This window comes from Elusimicrobium sp. An273 (genome assembly GCF_002159705.1).
Taxonomy (GTDB): Bacteria; Elusimicrobiota; Elusimicrobia; order Elusimicrobiales; family Elusimicrobiaceae; genus Avelusimicrobium; species Avelusimicrobium gallicola.
The window spans coordinates 1-20,809 of the sequence record NZ_NFJD01000004.1; the positions used below are offsets into that span (position 1 = coordinate 1).

At 54.0% G+C, this 20,809-nt stretch carries 11 protein-coding genes and 1 tRNA gene; 2 read left to right on the top strand and 10 right to left on the bottom strand.

The window, feature by feature from the left end:
• Window positions 1-162 precede the first annotated feature (162 nt).
• The 3 genes from B5F75_RS05655 to B5F75_RS05665 form a co-directional block, all read right to left on the bottom strand.
• On the bottom strand, window positions 163-771 hold the full coding sequence (locus B5F75_RS05655) for a nitroreductase family protein (RefSeq protein WP_087288854.1): 609 nt from the start codon (window positions 769-771) through the stop codon (window positions 163-165).
• Between the two features lie 99 nt (window positions 772-870).
• Window positions 871-944, bottom strand: a tRNA-Arg gene (locus B5F75_RS05660).
• Window positions 945-952: 8 nt separating this feature from the next.
• Window positions 953-2,155 carry a sigma-70 family RNA polymerase sigma factor gene (locus B5F75_RS05665; RefSeq protein WP_158093790.1) on the bottom strand — a complete coding sequence of 401 codons (1,203 nt, stop codon included), beginning with the start codon at window positions 2,153-2,155 and terminating at the stop codon, window positions 953-955.
• Window positions 2,156-2,269: 114 nt separating this feature from the next.
• Between B5F75_RS05665 and B5F75_RS05670 the strand changes: the two genes are divergently transcribed.
• Together B5F75_RS05670 and B5F75_RS05675 are read left to right on the top strand one after the other, a co-directional pair.
• On the top strand, window positions 2,270-3,598 hold the full coding sequence (locus B5F75_RS05670) for an MFS transporter (protein WP_204201212.1): 1,329 nt from the start codon (window positions 2,270-2,272) through the stop codon (window positions 3,596-3,598).
• Window positions 3,599-3,601: 3 nt separating this feature from the next.
• The gene (locus B5F75_RS05675; RefSeq protein ID WP_087288857.1) at window positions 3,602-6,277 is read left to right on the top strand and encodes a 4-alpha-glucanotransferase; all 2,676 of its coding nucleotides are present in this window, start codon (window positions 3,602-3,604) and stop codon (window positions 6,275-6,277) included.
• Window positions 6,278-6,345: 68 nt separating this feature from the next.
• On the opposite strand, the gene B5F75_RS05680 is transcribed toward B5F75_RS05675, so the two are convergent.
• The 7 genes from B5F75_RS05680 to lysA all read right to left on the bottom strand — a co-directional run bounded on the left by B5F75_RS05680 (window position 6,346) and on the right by lysA (window position 20,749).
• A complete protein-coding gene (locus B5F75_RS05680; protein WP_087288859.1) occupies window positions 6,346-7,950 on the bottom strand; it encodes an acyl-CoA carboxylase subunit beta in 1,605 nt (534 codons plus the stop codon).
• 46 nt (window positions 7,951-7,996) lie between these two features.
• Window positions 7,997-8,617, bottom strand: coding sequence for a 4'-phosphopantetheinyl transferase family protein (locus B5F75_RS05685; RefSeq protein WP_087288861.1), 621 nt, complete (start codon window positions 8,615-8,617; stop codon window positions 7,997-7,999).
• A 14-nt stretch (window positions 8,618-8,631) separates the two neighbouring features.
• A complete protein-coding gene (locus B5F75_RS05690; protein WP_158093791.1) occupies window positions 8,632-17,679 on the bottom strand; it encodes a type I polyketide synthase in 9,048 nt (3,015 codons plus the stop codon).
• Window positions 17,680-18,021: 342 nt separating this feature from the next.
• Entirely contained in the window at window positions 18,022-18,459 is a 438-nt protein-coding gene (locus B5F75_RS05700) for a Clp protease/crotonase-like domain-containing protein (RefSeq protein ID WP_087288866.1), read from the bottom strand.
• A 118-nt stretch (window positions 18,460-18,577) separates the two neighbouring features.
• Window positions 18,578-18,751, bottom strand: a complete 174-nt coding sequence (locus B5F75_RS07390; protein ID WP_158093792.1) for a hypothetical protein — start codon at window positions 18,749-18,751, stop codon at window positions 18,578-18,580.
• 7 nt (window positions 18,752-18,758) lie between these two features.
• Window positions 18,759-19,487 carry an amino acid kinase family protein gene (locus tag B5F75_RS05705; protein ID WP_087288868.1) on the bottom strand — a complete coding sequence of 243 codons (729 nt, stop codon included), beginning with the start codon at window positions 19,485-19,487 and terminating at the stop codon, window positions 18,759-18,761.
• A complete protein-coding gene (lysA, locus tag B5F75_RS05710) occupies window positions 19,484-20,749 on the bottom strand; it encodes a diaminopimelate decarboxylase (RefSeq protein ID WP_087288870.1) in 1,266 nt (421 codons plus the stop codon). Before lysA ends, B5F75_RS05705 begins: the two co-directional genes overlap by 4 nt.
• Window positions 20,750-20,809 lie beyond the last annotated feature (60 nt).

Genomic DNA, 20,809 nt, shown 5'->3' on the forward strand with positions numbered 1-20,809 from the left:
TTGATGTAGTTGCTTTGCTCCCCAAGTTTAATAATTAGTCAGCAAAAATGTCAGCATATAGAAGAATAAAAAACTCATAGTCCGGAAACCATATAGAGGGCCTGCAAAGACCCTCTTTTTTGCATCAAAAAACCCCGCTTTAAGCGGGGTTTTAAATTCCTATTATTGAAGTACTTTTACCCGGGTTTCTATTGGCAGAAACGTCTTTTCTGCGGCCGGAGCGGCAGGCGTGCCAAACGGCATTTGCGCAATTAATTTCCAGTTTTTAGGAATATCAAAAGTTTTTTGCACCGCCTGGTCTACCAGCGGATTATAATGCTGCAAACTGGCCCCCAGCCCGGCTTGTTCCAAGGCCGTCCATACCACATACTCCGCCAAGGCGTTGGCCTGATAAGCCCACAGCGGGAAATTCTCCTGATAGGTCGGGAATTTACGCTGCAAGTCTTCCACCGTGTCCCAATCTTCAAAAAACAACACCGTGCCGTAAGCGGCCGCAAACGAAGCTATTTTTTGCTCCGTAGGCGCAAATTTATCCGCCGGCACGCGGCGGCGAAGTTCGGCCAGCACCAGCGCCCAAAACTCGCTGTGGCGTTTTCCGAAAAGCAAGACGGCACGCGTTCCCTGCGAATTAAACGCGCTGGGCGCATGGCGGACGGACTCTTGCACCAAACGGATAATTTCGTCGTCCGCAATGGGGCTTTTGGCCTCCAGCGCATAGCGGGAGCGGCGGTTTTGTACGGCTTGAAAAAAGCAATCTGTTTTTAATTCCATAATTTTCCCCCTTACTAATACTTTAGTTCCTTTCAGGCATAAAATCAAAACGTTCTGAAGCAAAAAGTATTTTGGGCAGCTAAAACGCGAGAGAGAAACTACCCCCGGCGGGAGTTGAACTCGCAACCTTCTCCTTAGGACGGAGCCGCTCTATCCATTTGAGCTACGGGGGCGCAAAAAATCAGTGGGAACGAGTCTTGCGGGACGCTGTTTTACGGGCTGTTTTTTGGGTTTTGCGGGCAGCCGGTTTGGCCTTTTTCAAAACCGTTTTAGCGGTTTTTTTAGCAGCCGTTTTTTTATTTTGTTGAGAGACCGCCGAATGCTTTTTGGAAGCCGTTTTTTTAGAAGCAGGGGCCGATGCGGCTTTTTTGGAAGCAGCCTGTTTGGCCTTTTTTTTGTCCGCCTTGGCTTGTGCCACCAGGGCCGCGCGTTTTTTAAGCAGGCGGGCCAAGGGGCTGTTGTCCTGCGTTTCTCCCAAGATGTTGGTTTTTAAGCGCGGGCGCATGGCGCTGTGCAGTTTGCGGGTGCGCAAATCCACCGGGGACACTTCCAAAATACCCGCTTTTTGCGCTTCTTTGCGCAGCGTATTTACGGCGCGTTCTTCAATCTGGCGCACGCGTTCGCGCGAAAGGCCCAAAATTTCCGCCACTTCACCCAAGGTTTTGGGCTCGTTATCGGCCAGGCCGTAGCGCATAATTACCACTTGGCGGTCGCGGTCGTTGAGTTCCTCCATACTTTTTTTAATCGTATCTTGATTCTCATTTTTAAGGAATACATCGTGCGGGTTGCCTTTCCCGTCGTCGCTGATTAAATCTTCCAGCGTGGTTTCGTCTTCTTCGTGCACCAAAGTTGTCAGCGAATCCACCCCTTTGGCGGCGCTTAGCGTATCCATAATGGACTTTACCTGCCGCGCCGTCAGATTCAGTTCCGCGGCCATTTCGTTTAGCGAAGGATCCCGTCCGTTGGCTTCTTTGAGTTCATTCCACGCGCGGAACCATCGTTTTAAATTTCCCCACGCGTGCGACGGAATTTTGATAGAGCCGGATTGTTCTTCAATATATTTGCGGATATATTGCTCAATCCAATATACGGCATAAGTGGAAAAACGATATCCTTTTTCGGGCTCAAATTTATCAATAGCCTGCATCAGGCCCAAGTTGCCCTCTTCAATTAAATCCATCAGTTCCATACCGGGGCGCTGGAAGCGTTTTGCCGTCGGGATTACCAGACGCAAATTCATTTCCATAATTTTATTTTTGGCGTCTTTATCGCCTTTTTTGGCGCGTTTCCACAGCCGGGCCATTTCTTCCCGGTCTATTTCCTGCGTAATTTTGCCCAGGTGTTTAAAGTATTCGTTTACACTGTCTAAAGACTCGTTTTCCATATATAACATAATATCAAACTTTACGCATTTGCTCCAGCCCGTTTTAACCTCTGTACGGCGGCCGGCAAAATAGTGTTATAATGGAAAGTAGTTCTCTATTTTTACGGAGGGAATATGAATACGGAACGTCCGCATAAAACGTTTACGCAAATTATGTATATGTGCTTGGGCTTTTTTGGAATTCAGTTTGGCTGGGCCTTGCAAATGGGCAACATGAGCGCCATTTACTCGCGCTTGGGCGCCCGGGAAGACCAAATTCCGCTTTTATGGCTGGCCGCTCCGGTAACGGGGTTACTGGTGCAGCCGCTGGTGGGATATTTCAGCGACCGCACCTGGTGCCGCCTGGGCAGAAGACGCCCGTATTTTTTAGGCGGGGCAATTTTCTCCGTCATTGCGCTTATTTTAATGCCGCAGGCTTCGGCTGTTTGGATGGCGGTCATTGCGTTGTGGATTTTGGATACTTCCGTAAACGTAAGCATGGAGCCGTTCCGTGCGTTTGTGGGTGATATTTTACCCGAAGACCAGCGCAAAACCGGCTATGCCATGCAGAGCGTGATGATTGGCGCGGGCGCGGTGATCGCGTCGTTTTTGCCGCAGATTTTAACCTCTTTGGGCGTCAGCACGCAAGCCCCCTTGGGCCATATTCCCGACACGGTAAAATACTCGTTCTATATCGGGGCCGTGGTGCTGCTCGCTGCTATTTTGGCTACCATTAAAACCACGCCCGAATATCCCCCCGCCGATATGGAAGCTTTCAAAAAATTACAGAAGCAAACCGTCAGTTTCAAAAAAACCCTGTCCGAAATGTGGCAGGCGATGATTAGTATGCCTTCCACCATGCGCCGCTTGGCGCTGGTGCAGTTTTTCACGTGGGCGGCTTTTATGGTGATGTGGGTATACTTTACCCCCGGCATTGCTTCCGGCGTCTTCCACGCCGTTCCGGGTACGCCCGAATACGAAACGGCCGCCAACTGGGGCAGCTCCTGCTTTGGCATTTACAACGGCGTCGCCTTTGTGTTTGCGTTTGCCTTGCTGTGGCTGACCACCAAATTTTCCGCCAAGAAGATTCACATCGCTTGTTTGACCATTGGCGGCATTGGGCTGGGCTCATTGGGCCTTACGCTGTTTGGGTTGGAATTTAGCAAAATGGGGCTCGTGTTCCCGATGGTATGCATTGGCATTGCGTGGAGCAGTATCCTTTCCATGCCCTATGCCATGCTTTCCAATGCCTTGCCCGCCGAAAAAATGGGTTTCTATATGGGGGTGTTCAACTTCTTTATCGTGATTCCGCAAATCTGCGTGAACCTGTTCTTCGGCCCGTTTATGAAACACCTGCTTAACGGCAGCGCCATTGCGGCCGTAGGCGTGGGAGGAATCAGTTTATTTATCGCCGCCGCCTTTACGTTTTGGGTGCAAGACCGCAAAACGGCCGTGCAGGAGTAGGGTATGAAACTTTCTTTTTCTCTTCCTTACCAAACCCGCTTGGGCGAAAGCCTGCATGTGCTGCTGTACCGTGCGCACGCCTCGGCAAACGAGCGGAAAATAAACATTCCGCTTGCCACCCAAGACGGCAAACAATGGACGGGTGAAATACAGCTCCTGCTCAAACAGCCGGCGGAACTGGCCTATTATTACGAAGTACGCCGCGGCGCGCAAACCGTGCGCAGCGAATGGCAGGCCGTGCCGCGCCACTTGTACCTGGAACCGTCCGTTTCCCAGTATTTTTTACATGATTTCTGGCGCGATTTGCCGTATGCTTCCTGGCTCTACACCTCCGCCGCCACGGAAGTGTTTTTCCCCCGCGCCAAAAATCCGTCCCGTCCGCTTGCGCTGTTTGCGCGCACGCTGGTGCTGCGCGCGGTTACGGCACAGCCGGGCAAGGGAAAATTGTTTTTATGCGGCGCTTCAAAAGCCGCCGGAAACTGGAACCCGGCCCACGCGCTTGAACTGACGGAAGGAGAACCCAACGAATGGACAATTGCGCTAAACGCCGACCAATTGGAATATCCGTTTGAATATAAGTTTATCGTCAAAGAAGGCGAGCGCGTGCTGTGGGAACAGGGGCCCAACCGCCGCTTGTATGAACCCAAGTTAAAAAATGGGCAAGTCTGGGCAGAAAACGACCTGCGCCCCTTATTTGGGCAAGAGCAATTTTTCCGGGCGGCGGGCACGGTGCTGCCGGTATTTTCGCTGCGCTCGGAAGGAAGCTGCGGCATAGGGGATTTTGGCGATTTGAAATTACTTGCCGACTGGGCCCACGCCACAGGCCAGCGCGTCTTGCAGCTGTTGCCGGTAAACGACACCACCGCCACCCGTACTTGGCAGGACTCTTATCCGTACAGCGCCATTTCCGTCTATGCGCTGCATCCGCTTTACGCCGATATGCGGCAATTACCGCCCTTGGACAAAAAAACCGCAAAAGAATTTGAAAAAAAACGCAAAACGCTTAACACCCTTTCGCAAGTGGATTACGAAGCGGTGTTACAACTCAAAACGGCCTGGCTGCAAGCGGCTTTTAAACAGGAAGGGAAAAAGGTATTGGCCTCCCGCCCGTTTGCCGCCTTCTATGAAGCCAACAAACATTGGCTGCGCGCGTACGCGATGTTTTGCGTCCTGCGCGACCAATACCACAGTGCAGACTTCCACGCCTGGCCCCGTTTTTCGCGTTACTCCCCGGCCGAGTTAGACGCTTTCTGCGCGCCCCGCTCCGCCTCTTATTCGGACGTCTGTTTTTGGTATTACGTGCAATACCTGCTGCACACGCAGCTCTTGCAGGCTTCCCGCTATGCCCGGCAAAAAGGAATTATTTTAAAAGGCGACATTCCGATCGGCATCTCCCCCCACAGCGTAGAAGCCTGGACGGAACCCGCCCTGTTCCACCTCAACGCTCAAGCGGGTGCACCGCCGGATGATTTTTCCGCCACCGGTCAAAATTGGGGGCTCCCCACCTATAACTGGGACGTCATGGCCCAAGACGGCTACCGCTGGTGGAAGCACCGGCTGACGCATATGGCCCAGTATTTTGACGCCTACCGCATTGACCATGTGCTGGGATTCTTCCGCATTTGGGAAATACCGATGCACAGCGTGCAAGGCCTCTTGGGGCAGTTTTCCCCTTCCCTGCCGCTCAGCCCCGAAGAAATAGAGCGCTTTGGCCTTGCGTTTACGCCGGATTTACTGCGGCCGTACATTTCCGAACAAGTCTTGTTTGAAAAGCTGGGCGATTTGGCCCAAGACGCTAAGAAAAAATACTTTTCCCGCACGCCGGACGGCCTTTACGAGCCCCTGCCGGCCTATAACACCCAACGCAAAATAGAGGCGGCTCTCGCCGGAAAAACGGATGAAAAAACGCTCCGCTTAAAAGACGGCCTGTTTGCGCTGGTGTCCAATGTGCTGTTCGTGCCCGACCACCGAAACCCGTCTCAATATCATCCCCGCATCGGCGCCCTGACGGACTCGGCCTTCCGCGCGCTAAACGCCCACGACAAAGAGGCCTTTACGCGCCTGTACAACGAATACTTCTACCGCCGCCACAACCAGTTCTGGAAGGAACAAGCCCTTCAAAAACTGCCGTCCATCACGCAAGCCACCCGCATGCTGGCCTGCGCGGAAGACCTGGGCATGGTGCCCGACTGCGTGCCCGGCGTGCTGCAAGAGCTGCAAATGCTTTCGCTGGAAATACAGCGCATGCCCAAGCGGCTGGGCCAAACCTTTGCCGATACGCGCACCTATCCGTATCTGTCCGTCGCTACGCCGTCCACGCACGATATGTCCGTTCTGCGGGGCTGGTGGAAAGAAACCCCCGCGCTGACCCAACGCTTTTGGAACGAAGTGCTGGGCCGGCCCGGCCAAGCGCCCCAAGAGGCAGACGCCCAAACCTGCAGACAAATTTTGCAAATGCATTTGCAAAGCCCGTCCATGCTGGCTTTGTTTTCGTTTCAGGATTGGACGGCAATGGACGACGCGCTCCGCGCGCCCAACCCCGAGGAAGAACGCATCAACGTTCCCGCCAATCCCCGCCATTATTGGCGCTACCGCATGCCCCTTACGCTGGAGCGGCTGCTGCAGGAGCATACGTTTGCCCAGCTGATCCGCACCCTGTTAAACGAAAGCGGGCGGTAACGGTCTTTTCGGCCCATCACAAAAAACCCCGCCGATTACTCGGCGGGGTTTTTCTTTAAACGGAATTTTTACAGCGGGATATTTCCCTTGTGCGGGTTCTTGCGCGGATCCCGCTTGTTTTTCAGCACTTCAAACGCACGGATAATTTTCGTACGCGTTTCCGCCGGTTCAATAATTTCGTCAATGGAACCGTTGGTGGCGGCTTGATACGGAGAGGCGAATTTGTCGGAGTATTCCTTCGTCAATTTCTGTTTCATTTCTTCTTTTTTGGCGGGATCCTCTTCCTTCTTCAAATCGCGCGAGTACAAAATTTCCACCGCGCCGCGCGGGCCCATCACGGCAATTTCCGCGCTGGGATAGGCAAAGTTAAAATCGCCGCGCAGGTATTTGGAACCCATGGCAATGTACGCGCCGCCATAGGCTTTGCGCAGCACCAGGGTTACCTTGGGGATGGACGCCTCGGAATAGGCGTACAAAAGCTTGGCCCCGTGGCGGATAATGCCGCCGTGTTCCTGCTGGACGCCCGGCAGATAGCCGCCCGTGTCCACCAACGTCAAAAGCGGGATGTTAAAGGCGTTTAAAAAGCGGATAAAGCGGGCCGCCTTGTCGCTGGCGTCGCTGTCCAGCGCGCCGCCCAGGCAGGCCGGGTTATTGGCCACCACGCCCACCACATGGCCGCCCAGCCGAATAAAGCCGGTTACAATGTTTTTGGCAAAATTTTGGTGGATTTCAAAAAATCCGTAATCGTCCGCCAAACGCCAAATCACGTGGTGGATGCGGAACGCTTTTTTGGGATCCATTTCACACACGCGTTCCAACACTGGCACGCTGCGTTCCACCAAATCGCTGGTGGTATCCAGCGGTGGTTTTTCGTTGCAGTTTTGCGGCAGGAAAGACAAGAGTTCGCGCACTTGGCGGAAGCAATCCTGCTCCGACTTGGCCACAAACTGGCACACGCCGCTCTTTTCGCTGTGCGGGCGGGAACCGCCCAAGGTGTCAAAATCCACTTCTTCGCCGGTGGCGGCCTTCACGGCGCCCGGGCCGGTGATGAACATATGGCTGATTCCTTCCACCATAAAAATAAAGTCCGTCAGCGCCGGCGAATACGCCGCGCCGCCCGCGCAGGGGCCCAAAATGACGGAAATCTGAGGAATCACGCCGGAGGCTTTTACGTTGCGGTAAAAAATTTCGCCGTATCCGTTTAAGCTGTCCACCCCTTCCTGGATACGCGCGCCGCCGGAATCAAACAAACCGATCAGCGGGATTTTGGCTTCAATCGCACGATCCATCAGCGCGGCGATTTTTTTGGCGTGCGCCAAACCGAGCGAGCCGCCCATCTGCGTAAAATCCTGCGCAAACAGGGCCACTTCCCGGCCGTTAATGCGGCCAAAACCGGTGATGACGCCGTCCCCTTTAATATGTTTGTCTTTAATGCCGAAATCGCTGCAGGAGCTTTCCATTAAACTTTTGATTTCTAAAAAGCTGTCTTTATCCAGCAGGTAGGAAATACGTTCGCGGGCGGTCATCTTGCCTTTGTCTTTCTGGGCTTTGATGCGGGCCTCGCCGGCGCCCTTTAGGGCGTCTTGGGAAACTTGTCTAAATTTTACCAAGCTGGCCGGAGCAGGCTGGTCTGACGGCTTGTCCTGGCTGGGATCCTCAAAAAGTTCAATCATAGTCCCTCCGAAATCTGTATATTTTTATTTTACTAAATAATAAGCCTCAGTGCCCGGATGCGACCGTAAACATAAATCCGGCAATCCGCTCGCTGGTTTGCAGGGTAATCCGGGGCCGCCCCAAACGGGCATAAACCGCTTGCGCCGGGCCAAAGAAAAACGTTTTTCCGTCTATACAGCGCACGTCGTAACTGTTTAGGCAAAGGCCCGTGCCAAGCAGTTTCACTACCGCTTCTTTTTGCGTCCAAAGCGCCGTAAGGAACCGCTCCCCCCCGGCGGTAAGCTCGGACGGGTGGAAAAAATCTTTGGCCCACGCGTCCAGCCGGGGTTCAATTTTTTCCAAATCAATGCCGAGAAACGGCTCCTCCGCGCTCAGCGCGGCCAAGGCCCAGCCCTGGCTGTGGGTAATGCTAAACGCCAAATCGCTTTTTTCCCCCGCCACTCTCAAAACGGGTTTTCCCGCCGGCTGCGGCAGGACTTCAATTTCGCGCATCGGCGCCCCGGTTTGCGCGTGCACCAGCTCTTTTAACGCAAATCTGCCCCCGAGCCACTCCACCCTGCGCTTTGGAAAACGCAGCGTTTGATAAAACGCCGTTTCCCGCTCACTCAGGATTTCGTCGGCCGGGGGCAGACGGTTCAAATCAACTTCTTTAATTTGGCAGGACATTTCGCCCCTGCCGGTTACTGGCCGATGGCCTGGTAACCGTGGATTTCCACCCACACTTCGCCTTGGGCGTCAAACACATACGCGTCGTGCAAGGTTTTCCCATCGGCGGTATTGCCGCGGCTGACGCCGTACAAATACAACTGGGCGGGCGGCAGTTCCTTTTTCAGCACGGCCACTTCGGCAATGCCGTCGGGCAGCGTCATTTTGTGTTCAATGCTCATATCCTGGAAACCGCAGCATTGGAAAGCGGCTTCAATCAGCATGGGGTTGGCCAGCAAGGTGCGCGGGCCGTCGTTCCACTGCGGGCGCGGGGTGGTGTGATAAACCGCTAACGAAGCGTGTTTATCCACCCGCACAATGCCTTCCAATACTTGGAAAGACGGGCCGTGGAAATACTTTTGGTAAATTTCTTCCTTGCTTACGCTCATGGGGGCGGTCAGCCCGGTCATCGCTTCGGCTTTTACGGCGTTCCAGGTGGAAGTAAACCCGTCCAGCGTTTTGGCGGTAAAGTGTCTGCGGGTGTTGCCCATTTTGACGCCTTTGCTGTTGATAAAGTCGGATTCAATTTCCATAGAAGCTTCATTGCCGTTTGCTTTGCCGATGACGCGCACGGCCTGCGGGCGGTTGCGCAAGAGCTTAATGGGCAGATAGAAGTGCACATCTTTCAGCCCCTGCGGTACGGTGCCCGTCAGCGCCGTAGCCGTTTCCATAAACGTTTCAATGCCCATCACGCCCGGCACATACGGAGTGCCTTCAATGGCGTGGTCTGCCAGGTACGGATCGGAATTTAAATTAAATTCTTTTTCCAAGTGGATCTCGGCCCCTTTTTGAAGGGAAGTGATATTGCCCAAAAAGTGCGTGGCTTTGGACGCATCCACCGCCGCAGCCGGCGTGGAAGCCGCCGGCGCCGCCGCAGCGGGCGTGCCGCCTTTGGGGGCGTCGTCGGAGCCGGCTTCGTCGGCTCCGATTTCTTCCCATTCAAATTTCAGCTGGTGATCCCAGTCCAGTCTGCCCAGCGAACCCGTGAGCACGATTTCCGGCACTTGTCCGTAGACGATTTCGTCCAAGAAGATCTGCATACCGTCTTCGGGGTCTACAAAGTCCACCCCGTTGGAGCGCAGGAAGGTTTCCACGCCGGCGCGCACGCCCATACCCACGTTTTTGTAGGCGCTCATGGCAATGCTGATGGCGCGGTAGCCTTGGTTGGACAAGGACAGGGCCGATTTGGCCAGGTAGTCGTTGGCGCTGGCATAATCGCTCTGGCCCAGGTTGCCGTATTTGCCGGCAATGGAAGAGGCGAAAGCGAAGAAGCCGTCGTCGCGCACGATGTTGTTGGCCAGGAACGAAGCGAAGCTGGTGGCTTTGACGTCAAAGATGCGGTAGTATTCCGCCGGATCTTTATCATAGATCAGCTTGGAGCGTTCCAATCCCGCAAAGTGGATGAGTCCGTCCACGCGGCCGTTTTTTGCTTTGATCTTGGTGCAGACTTCCTTGACCATCGAGGAGTTCGTTACGTCGCAGTGGTAGTATTCCACTTCGCTGCCCAAGTCGCGCAGTTTTTGCAGGTTGTTGTAGAGCGTGATGGAATCTTTCACCCGTCCGAAGGCGCGTTCCAACATTACCGGGGTGGCCTTTTGGGTCTTATCGGCTTTGAGGTCTTCCCAGATTTGTTTTTTGAGCGCGGCCAGTTCGGCTTCGTTCATAGAAGCCCACAGCGGCGTCTTGTCTTGGATTTCAATGATATCCAACACGATGATTTTGCTGTGGTACTGGGCGGCGATTTTCTGCGAGAGCATCGCGCCGATGCCGCGGCCGGAACCGGTGAAGATAATCGACTTGCCGGCCAGGTCAAAATGTTTGACGCTTCTGTCCAGGCGGGTCGGCAGCGAGAGGATGGTGGAGCGGACATTGTCGCGCGTACCAATCATCAGGCGCATATCGCCGTGGAGCACTTCGTCCATGGTTTTCTGGGCCATTTCGTCCGGCGTGGCGGTGGGTTCAAAGTCCATCAGTTTGGAGATGGCGCCCGTGCGTTCGTACACGTCTTTGCGGAAGCAGGTGGTGCCGCCGGTCAGCGCGCCGACAATCGGGTTGAACTCGTCTTTGGTCGTGTAGCCAAAGGTACCGTCAATCTTGGTGTTGACCGCGAAGAACGTATCGGCGTCTTGGCGGTTGGCAAGGCCCTTTTCAAATACGCGCAAGGCGATAAATAGCGGCATGACGTATTTGGTTAAATCCGCGTGCGGGCTGGCTTTCTTGTCAAATTTCTTGACAGAAGCGCCCAGCAGATACACGATCCCCTGGATATTGGGATCCTCGGCGGCGTAATCTTTCAAAGCCGCTTCGGTTTCTTCGTACGATTCCCAGTTCACAATGGTCGTGTTTTTGCTGCGGGTTTTGAGCGTGGTAAACACGTGGTATTTCACGCCCAGTTCTTTAAATTCTTCCTGATACGCTTTGATCAGCTGCGAATTGTCCGCAAACAGCAGGATGGTGCGGTCTTTGGACAAGCGTCTGTTTTCGCGTTCCGTCAGCGGGGCATCGGCCACGGTAGTTACATAGCGCAGTTTCTTTTCGTGGCAGTGCTCGCCTTGATAGCCTTCCCGTTCCGGGCGTTCCGCCAGGGAGAAGTGCTTTTCAATCGGCGCCGTCGGGTTGGTGATCAACGCATCGGCCTGCGGGACGCCAATATGTTCGGCAACCACATGGGCCGGTTTCTTGGCGAGTTTGGCAGGAGCCGCTTGCGGAGCCGGAGCAGGCGTTACGGGCGCGCTGACAGCCGCCGGAGCAGGCGTTACAGACGCGCTGACCGGAGCGGGAGCCGCCGCCGGAGCTACCGGCGCAGCAGGCGCAACCGCCGCTTGCGCGGCAGGAGCGGCCGCCGCGGGTTTGCCCGCATGGGACAACGCAAAATTGATGCAGTGGCGGATCGTCGGATAGTCTTTAAGCTGGATGCCTTCTTGCTGGGCAATGCCGTAGTGTTCGCGCATCGCGGCAAAGAGTTCGGCTTGTTTGACCGTATCAATGCCCAAGTCGGCCTCCATGTCCAAGTCCAGATCCAACATATCTTCCGGATAACCCGTCTTTTCGGCTACCATTTTAACGATTTCTTTCGTTACGGTTGCTTCGTCCAGCGCCACGGCTTTGGCCGCAGGCGCAGGCTGCGCAACAGGCGCCGCCGGGGCAGGCGTTACAGGCGCGCTGACCGCGGGCGTTACGGCCGGGGTTACCGGCACAGCAGGCGCAACTGCCGCTTGAGCAACAGGCGCGGCCGCCGCGGGTTTGCCCGCGTTGGCTAATACAAATTTAATGCAGTGGCGGATGGTCGGATAGTCTTTAAGCTGGATGCCTTCCTGCTGGGCAATGCCATAGTGTTCGCGCATTGCGGCAAAGAGTTCGGCTTGTTTGACCGTATCAATGCCCAAGTCGGCCTCCATATCCAAGTCCAGATCCAACATGTCTTCCGGATAACCCGTTTTCTCGGCTACCATAGAAACAACTTCTTTGGTGACCGTGGCTTCATCCAAGTTGGCCGCCTTCGCCGCAGGAGCCGCCGCCGAGGCAGGCGTTACAGGCGCGCTGACCGGAGCGGGAACCGCCGCCGGGGTTACCGGCGCAGCAGGCGCGGCCGCCGCGGGTTTGCCCGCGTTGGCTAATACAAATTTAATGCAGTGGCGGATGGTCGGATAGTCCTTGAGCTGGATGCCTTCCTGCTGGGCAATGCCGTAGTGCTCGCGCAGCGCGGCAAACAGTTCCGCTTGTTTGACGGTATCAATACCCAAGTCGGCTTCCATATCCAAGTCGATATCCAACATATCTTCGGGGTAACCCGTCTTTTCGGCTACCATGCCGACCACTTCTTTCGTAACGGACGCTTCATCCAGCGCCACGGCTTTGGCCGCAGGCGCAGGCTGAGCAACCGCCGCCGGAGCAGGCGTTACAGCCGGAGCTACCGGTGCAGCAGGCGCAACCGCCGCTTGCGCAACAGGAGCGGCCGCCGCGGGTTTGCCCGCGTTGGCTAATACAAATTTAATGCAGTGGCGGATCGTCGGATAGTCTTTAAGCTGGATGCCTTCCTGCTGGGCAATGCCGTAGTGCTCGCGCAGCGCGGCAAACAGTTCCGCTTGTTTGACGGTATCAATGCCCAAGTCGGCTTCCATATCCAAGTCGATATCCAACATATCATCCGGGTAACCGGTTTTTTCGCTTACCATTTTGACGACTTCTTTGGTAACCGTGGCTTCATCCAACGCTACGGCTTTGGCCACAGGTGCAACCGGCGCAGGCTGAGCAACCGCCGCAGGAGCCGCCGGAGCGGCCGCCGCTTTGGCTTCGTGCGCGTGGATGGCGTTTACCTTATCCACAAACGCTTGCGAGCCTTCCATAATAAGCGAGGGTTTGACCCCATGCTGGTAGTTGTCTTTAATGCGAAGCGTATTCTGCACCACTTCCAACACCGGGGCTTGCTGGCCGGAAATTTCTTTCAGCCAAGCCTGGTGTCTGGCTTCGTCGGTAATGCGGGGTTCGCCTTCCTGCCACATTTTTTCGAGTAACGTCATCCCTAATTGAGAGCCAAATCCCGCCGCTAAACGCAAGGCGTATTTAAAGTTGTAATGGCCGCCTTTGCTAAGCGTAATGCCTTCCAGTTCCGGGTCGGCTTCTTTGAAGTTGGCAATCGGCGGCACGAGGCCCGTGTTCAGGCAGCGTACGGCGATGGCGTCTTCCAGACCGGCGCCCATGGAGTGGCCGGTAAATCCTTTGGTGTTGCTGACGATGACACTGCTGACGTCTTTGCCAAAGGTGGATTTCAAAGCGTACGCTTCGGCGCTGGCGGAACCGCCGCGCGCGGGGGTGTACGTTTCATGCGAGATAAATACCAATTGTTTGGCAATGTCGGAGCGGTTCAAACCGTATTCTTTTTCCGCGTGGGAAACCAAGCGGTTCATCACTTGCGCCACATGCGCCACATCCAAGCGGGTTACGTGGAAACCGCTGTTGGCAATTTCCGTAGCCAAGAGCTTGGCCAAGGGTTTCATGCCGCGTTTGGCGACTTCGGATTCTTCTTCCACCACCAGCGAAACCGCGCCCATGCCTACAATCATGCCGTTTCTGCGGCGGTCAAAAGGCAGGGCGGCTTTGGTAACGTCCGCTTCCGTCGTGGCGGCGCCGGAGGCCAAGAACGCCGTTAAAATCCATTCGGATACATTGTCGTTGGTCGGGTCGTCGGCGCTGATAACGATGACGCGTTTGCAGCGGCCCAAGGTAATCCAGTCCTGCGCCACGGCAATGGCTTGCGCCGTGGAAGCACAGGCCGCGCTCAGCGCCGTCGCCGGGCCGCGCGCGCGGATCCATTGGCAGAAATGCGAGTGGGCGATGATAATCGTCTTTAAAATAAATTCGGACGTAAACGCTTCCGGCTCGATTTCTTTGTCTTTGAAGTTGGCTTGATACCACGCTTCAATTTCGGCTTTTAAGGCCGGGTCGGAAATTTGAGAAATAAATTTATCGCAGAACGCGCGGACTTCTTTGGCGGTTTTGTTGTTGAGCAATCCCGCTACGCGTTTGGACAAATCGCCCATCATGCTGTTGGCCACCGGGAAAGCGGAGGTGAAAATCACACCCGTTTCGTCAATCATATCGGCCGGCAGACCCCAGCGGTCGGGCAGGTAGCCGCCCGTAGAGGTGGGTTTGTAGTAAAGCACCAGCGGAATACCCGCGTCTTTCAGCGCCAGGATGCCCGCGGCAATCGCCAGCTGGAAGCTGCGATCCATCGAGCGCACCCATTTGGCGGGCAGACCGAATTCTTTTTCCAAATCAAACGCGCCGCCTTTGGCCGCCAATTTGATGGCCTGCATGGGCGAGGATAAGCGTTCAATGCGGTGGTTGCCGTCGGGCGATTTGATGACGAATTCCACATGTTTATCAATCTGTTTCTGCTGGATTTCCGAGCTGACGGGCTCAATCATATTGCGCCCGGAGAGGATTTCGTCCAGCACGCCTTCGCGGAAAATTTTATCCCAGCTGCCGGGGCCGCCCGCGGCGATACCGCTGATGACGACGGATTTTTTACCGCCGTTTCCGTTCGCGGCCGCATTGGCCCCCACTTTGCACGCGCAGACCGTATTTTCTTTCACGGTGCCGGCGGCTTTTTCCGTGGGGGTGGCATTGCCGGTTACCCAGTTTACAAACGCCGGGTTATAGGTGGAATTGTCGCCGTACATATCGGTTCCTTTCCAATCCAAGTGGATGCCGGAAGAAATCAAATTGGCGAACAAATCGTTAAATTCCACAATGCCGCCTTTCTTGGGGTGGTTGGAAGCCAACACTTTGATATCTTTCTTGTCCGAAAGCGTGTTGGAAGCCAAGGCGGAAAGTACGCGTTTGGGGCCGCATTCCACAAACAGGCGCACGCCGGAATCGTAGGTGGTTTGCAGCTGTTTAATCCATTCCACGGAGTGGGAAATCTGCGTAACCATTAAATCTTTGATTTTTTCCGGATCACTCGGATAGAATTCCGCCGTTACGTTGGTGGTAATCGGCATCTTGGGGGCGTGGAACGTCAGCGTGTCCAAGAAAGCGCGGTACTGCGGCATGGCCGGGCGGACAATGGCCGAGTGGAACGCGTGCGACACGGGAATCTGCACCGCCTGAATGCCCATATCGGTAAACATTTTGATGGCGTCGTCTACGGCTTTGCTGGCGCCGGCGATGACCGTCTGGGTCGGGCAGTTTTTGTTGGCTACCGCCACATATCCGTTGATGCGGGCCAGTTCCGGCTCCACGCGGTCTACCGGGGCCGCGATGGACGCCATTTTGCCGTTGTCTTCCACTTTAATTTCGGACATTACTTTCCCGCGCGTGCAAACGGCTTTCAAACCGTTTTCAAAATCAAAAATACCGGCAGCCACGGCAGCCGCGTATTCGCCCAAGCTGTGGCCCATCACCACATCGGGCTTGATGCCGAAAGAAGACAGCAGGCGCATCATGGCGATATCCGCCGTCAGCACGGCGGGCTGGGTCATTTCGGTTTTCTTAATGGCGGCTTCGCGCACGGCGATTTGTTCTTTCGTTTCTCCGGGTTTGCTCCACAGGGTGTCGGTCAGGTTCTGGCCGATAATTTTTAAGAGCAGGCGGTCGGCTTCGTCAAACGTGTCCTGCACTACTTTATATTTGGAAGCCAAGTCCTTCATCATGTCCACATACTGCGAACCCTGACCGGGGAACATAAAGCAGACTTTGGGTTTGATTTCAGAAGGCGTAAACGGATAAATCCCTTTCATGCGCAGGTAGAGGGATTCTTGTTCCCAGACGTCCTGCGTAGAGGCGGTTTTTTTGAAGAAAGCGATTTTTTCTTTCAATTTTTCCGGCGATTCCACATTGATGGTTACCGCAAATTTGGCCGGTTTTGCAATGTGGTTTTTATAAGAAATGCTCGGCAAATAGGTGGGATCGTATTCAATGGCTACAAGGGCCTTGTCCAACACGTTAAAAAGTTCCTGCTTGGTCGCAGCGGAGAAGGTCAATACATCGCTTTGGATTTTCTCCCCGGGAACGTGAAGGGTATACGAATTACTGCTGGTCATAGTCGGTTTCTCCTGTACCGGTACGGAAACGGTTACTTGTTGTTTGGATTCTTCAGCCTTTTTAAGCAGGCTGTCGTTCATTTCTTCCATAGCCACGTGGAAGTTCGTGCCGCCAAAACCAAAGGCGGAAACGTTGGCGCGGCGGATTTTGCCGCCCGGCCATTCTTCCGCTTTGGTAATCACGCGGAAGGGGCAGGTGCTCCAATCCACGATGGGGTTGGGCGTTTCAAAATTGACGGACGGCGGCAACACCTTATTATATAAGGCCAGCGAGGTTTTGATTAACGAAGCAATCCCCGCCGCCGCTTTGGCGTGGCCGATTTGGCTTTTTACGCTGCCCAACCCAATGGAGCCGGGTTTGACGTACGGGCTAAACAGCTCGGTCAACGCGCCCAGTTCCACCGCATCCCCTACGCGGGTGCCGGTGCCGTGCGCTTCAATTAAGCCTACGGCTTCGGGCGTGTAGTCCAATTGTTCAAAGGTTTTTTCGACCGCCAGCTTCTGGCCTTTGGGGTTGGGCGCGGTAATGCCCTTGCCTTTCCCGTCGGAAGAAGCCCCTACGGCGCGGATGACGGCGTAAATCCGGTCGCCGTCTTTGACCGCATCGCTGAGGCGTTTTAAAATTACCATCCCGGCGCCTTCGGCCATTACAAAGCCGTTCGCGCGGGCGTCAAACGGATAGGAACCCGTTTCGGACAAAGCGCCGATTTTGCAGAATTTGATGTAGGCAGAGGGAGACATCATCTGATCTACACCGCCTGCAATGGCCATATCAAAATTGCCCATGCGCAGGCCGTTTACGGCTTGGTCAATGGCGGCCAGCGAGGTGGCGCAGGCGGCGTCCACCGCGAAGTTGGTGCCGTGCAAGTCAAACACGTTGGCTACGCGGCCCGGAATAACGTTGGCCAGTTCGCCCGGCATGGAATCTTCGTTAATCGGGGCGAATTTTTCGCGCACGCCGGCATCCATTTCTTCCAGCATTTTTTGTGCATCGGACGGAGCCAACGATTTAAAGGACGGGGTATTCTTTAAAATTTCATACAAAAACGGGCGGTTGAGGCGCGTGTTGGACATTTCGTTTTTCATACCACCCATCGAGTTGCCGATAATAACCGCAGTGCGGTTGTGGTCAAACTCTTTTTTATCGTAACCGGAATCTTCCAACGCCATGCGCGTGGTTTCAATAGCCAGGTGCTGCACGGTGTCCATTTGTTTGGCAATTTGCGGAGGAATGCGGTATTTTAAGGAATTGAATTTGAAAGACTGGGGAATAAAACCGCCGATTTTGGAATAAAGTTTATCTTCGGCTTTATGGTCGGGGCTGTAGAAAAGTCTGTAGTCCCAGTACGACGCAGGAATTTCAGTAATGCAGTATTTGCCTTCTTTAATGTTGCTCCAGAATTCGTCTTTGTTTAACGCTCCGGGCATAATCGCACCGATACCAACGATGGCGATAGGTTCAAGGTTTTTATTTTTCATTTTGTCTCCTAACGTAAAATCCTCTTTCCTTGGCATACGTATATAGGTATATTTTATGAAATTTTACAGAGGCAAAACAAATCCACGCACGCTTTTTTTGCTTTAAGTATTGACAAAACCTAATTGCTTTTGTTAGATTTTTGGCTTCCGTTTGTGCCAAAACAGGCTCTTTTCGTCAAAAGCGGTCGGTTTAGCCGCAAAGCCAATTTTTGCAAAAACAGGTTCTTTTTTGCATTTCAAAAAGAAAAGATACTTCTTATTTTAAAAATTATACAAGCGTATAAAATTAAAAACCGCCGCAAATTTGGCGGCGGTTTTAAAACGTGAGAGTTAAAAAATAAACTATTTTTGCGGTTTATCCTCAGCCACTTTCATATTTTCCAATTCTTCAATCAGGCTAATTAAAGTGGGCTGCAATTTGGTTACATATTCCTGTTCAAAGGTTCCCAGGCGCTGTTCCAAGCGGGAAAGCTGTTTGGAAATTTCCGCATTGGATTTGTCATGCGCCACTTTCAGTTCTTCCAACCGGTAGTGCAAATCTTTCACCTTTTCTTTCAAATCGGCCACTTCCAGCGAAGCAGACCCCTGCAGCGACTGCAAAATGGAAGCGCGCGGTTTAAAGGCCGGCGGCTGCGCAACGGTAACCACCGTCAAGTCTTCTACCGCCGGTTCAAAATCCGTTTCATGCGCCAAAGCGGCACGGTATTTGGCCGTAAAGACAAATAATAGAATAAAGCAAACGGTAAACCCGATGAGTTGTAAAATGACAATGTTATCCATAGCTCATATCATATCATATTTTCGCTGGGAAGAATATGATAAAACCTCTCTTTATTATTTTTAACTTCCGCTTGAAAACGCTTTTCCCCCACGCCGCCAATCGCCCGCCTGGCGGCTGCTATTTAGGTTTGACCACCACAAAACACGCACAGAACGCCGCCAGCAGAAATACGCCGTACACAACGTAGCGCCATACCGGCTGGCTGATGGCGGGGCAAAGCCAATAGAACAGCCCGCACAAAATTACAAACGAAAGAATGCCAAAGGTATTAAATTTAAATGTCGGTTTCATAACGTTCCTATTTAATAACCGTACCCGTCTGGCCCGTTTGGTAGTGGACGATGCGGATTTCCACTCCTTTTTCTTTGGCTAAACGGACGGCATCCGGGTGCAGTACGCTGGCTCCGTTCAGCGCCAGTTTGTACATTTCGTCAAAATCCAGCACCTCGTATTTTTGGGCTTTGAGGTCTTTATTGGGATCTGCGGAGTAAACGCCGTCCACGTCTTTAATCATTTCCACGTGGTCGGCCCCCAGCTGGGCCGCCAAAAAGACGGCGGAAACGTCGCTCCCCCCGCGTTTTAGCGTAGTGATTTCCTTATCCTGCCCAATTCCCTGGAACCCGGCCACCACCGGCACATGCCCTTTCTGAATTTCGTTTACCAGGCGGGTGCCTTTTAATTCCAAAATATCCGCCCCGGTGTGGGTGCAGGTGGTAATCAGCCCGATTTGCGAGCCGGTAAGCGAGATAGACGGCACGCCGATGGCGCGCAGCGCAATAGACAAAAGCGCCACGCTGACGCGTTCGCCGGTGGTTACCAGCATATCCAGTTCGCGCTTATCCGGCGTGGGGGTAATGCTAAAAGCGTGATCCAGCAGTACATCCGTTAAATTTCCGTTGGCGGAAGCCACCACCAGCGGAATAAAATTTTGATCGTAGCGGGACTTAATTAAATTAGCCGCCATCAGCAATTTTTGTTTATTGGCCAGCGTGTTGCCGCCGAATTTCATAATGCAAACTTTTCTCATTGCCCCTCTCCTTGCAGCCACGGCGCCACCGTATAGGCGCTTACCATTTCTTCATACGAAGTGCGTTTGCGGACAACGGCAAACTCCTTGCCGTTTACCAGCACTTCCGGCACCAGCGGGCGAAAATTGTACATGGACGACATCGCCGCGCCATACGCCCCTGCACACATTATAGCAAGTAGTCCGCCTGCCTGGACAGGCTCTATAATACGCTCGTGGGCAAACACGTCGCCCGATTCGCAAATCGGGCCCACGATATCGGCAATCATCGGCGCAACGCCCGTTTTGTGCACCGGCAAAATGGTGTGCCACGCCTCATAAAGCGCCGGGCGGATTAAATCGTTCATTCCGGCATCCACAATGATAAAATTTTTTTCACCGTTGGACTTGCACCCGATTACTTGCGTGACCAAAATCCCGGCGTTGCCCACGATAGAACGCCCCGGCTCCACGATTAAATGTTTCTTGAACCCTCCCAACGTTTCCCGCACCACCTGGGCATATGCCTCACACGTAGGCGGCAGTTCCACATTGTAATTAATCCCCATTCCGCCGCCCAGGTCAATGTTTTCAATACCAATTCCCTCCGATTCCAGCGTCCGCACCATGGCGGCAATTTTGGTAAACGCCAGCCGAAAAGGCTCCAAATCCAATAGCTGCGAACCGATGTGCACGGCAATGCCCGCAATGCGTATCCCCGGCAGGCGGGCGGCTTTGACATACAACTCATGCGCTTCGGGCCACGGTACGCCAAATTTATTTTCTTTTTTCCCGGTAGTAATTTTGACGTGGGTCAACGCGTCCACATCCGGATTGACGCGCAACGCCAGATTAGCCTTTTTCCCCAGCGCCAAGGCAATTTCGTTTAGCGTTTCCACTTCGGCGGCGGACTCGGCATTAATCTGCAAAATCCCCAGCTTCACCGCCTCTTCCAGTTCGGCCCGCGTTTTGCCTACGCCGGAAAAGACGATTTTGTCCGCCGCGATTCCCGCCCGCCGGGCTACAAACAGCTCCCCGCCCGACACAACGTCCGCCCCGCCGCCCAACCGCGCCACCGCCGACACCACGCTTAGGTTCGGGTTGGCTTTCACGGAATAGCAGACCGTTGCGTTTAGATCCGAAAGGGCCTGTTGATAAGCGTTAAAATTGCGCGTCAGCTTATCGGTGCTATAGCAATAAAAGGGCGTTCCCACCCGGCGCGCCAGGGCGGCCACGCTCACGCCTTCGGCATACAATTCTCCGTCTTGATAATGAAAGCACATATGTATTCTCCTTTTTAGCCATAAAAAACGCCCCCGCTTGCAATCAAGCGGAGGCGCAGC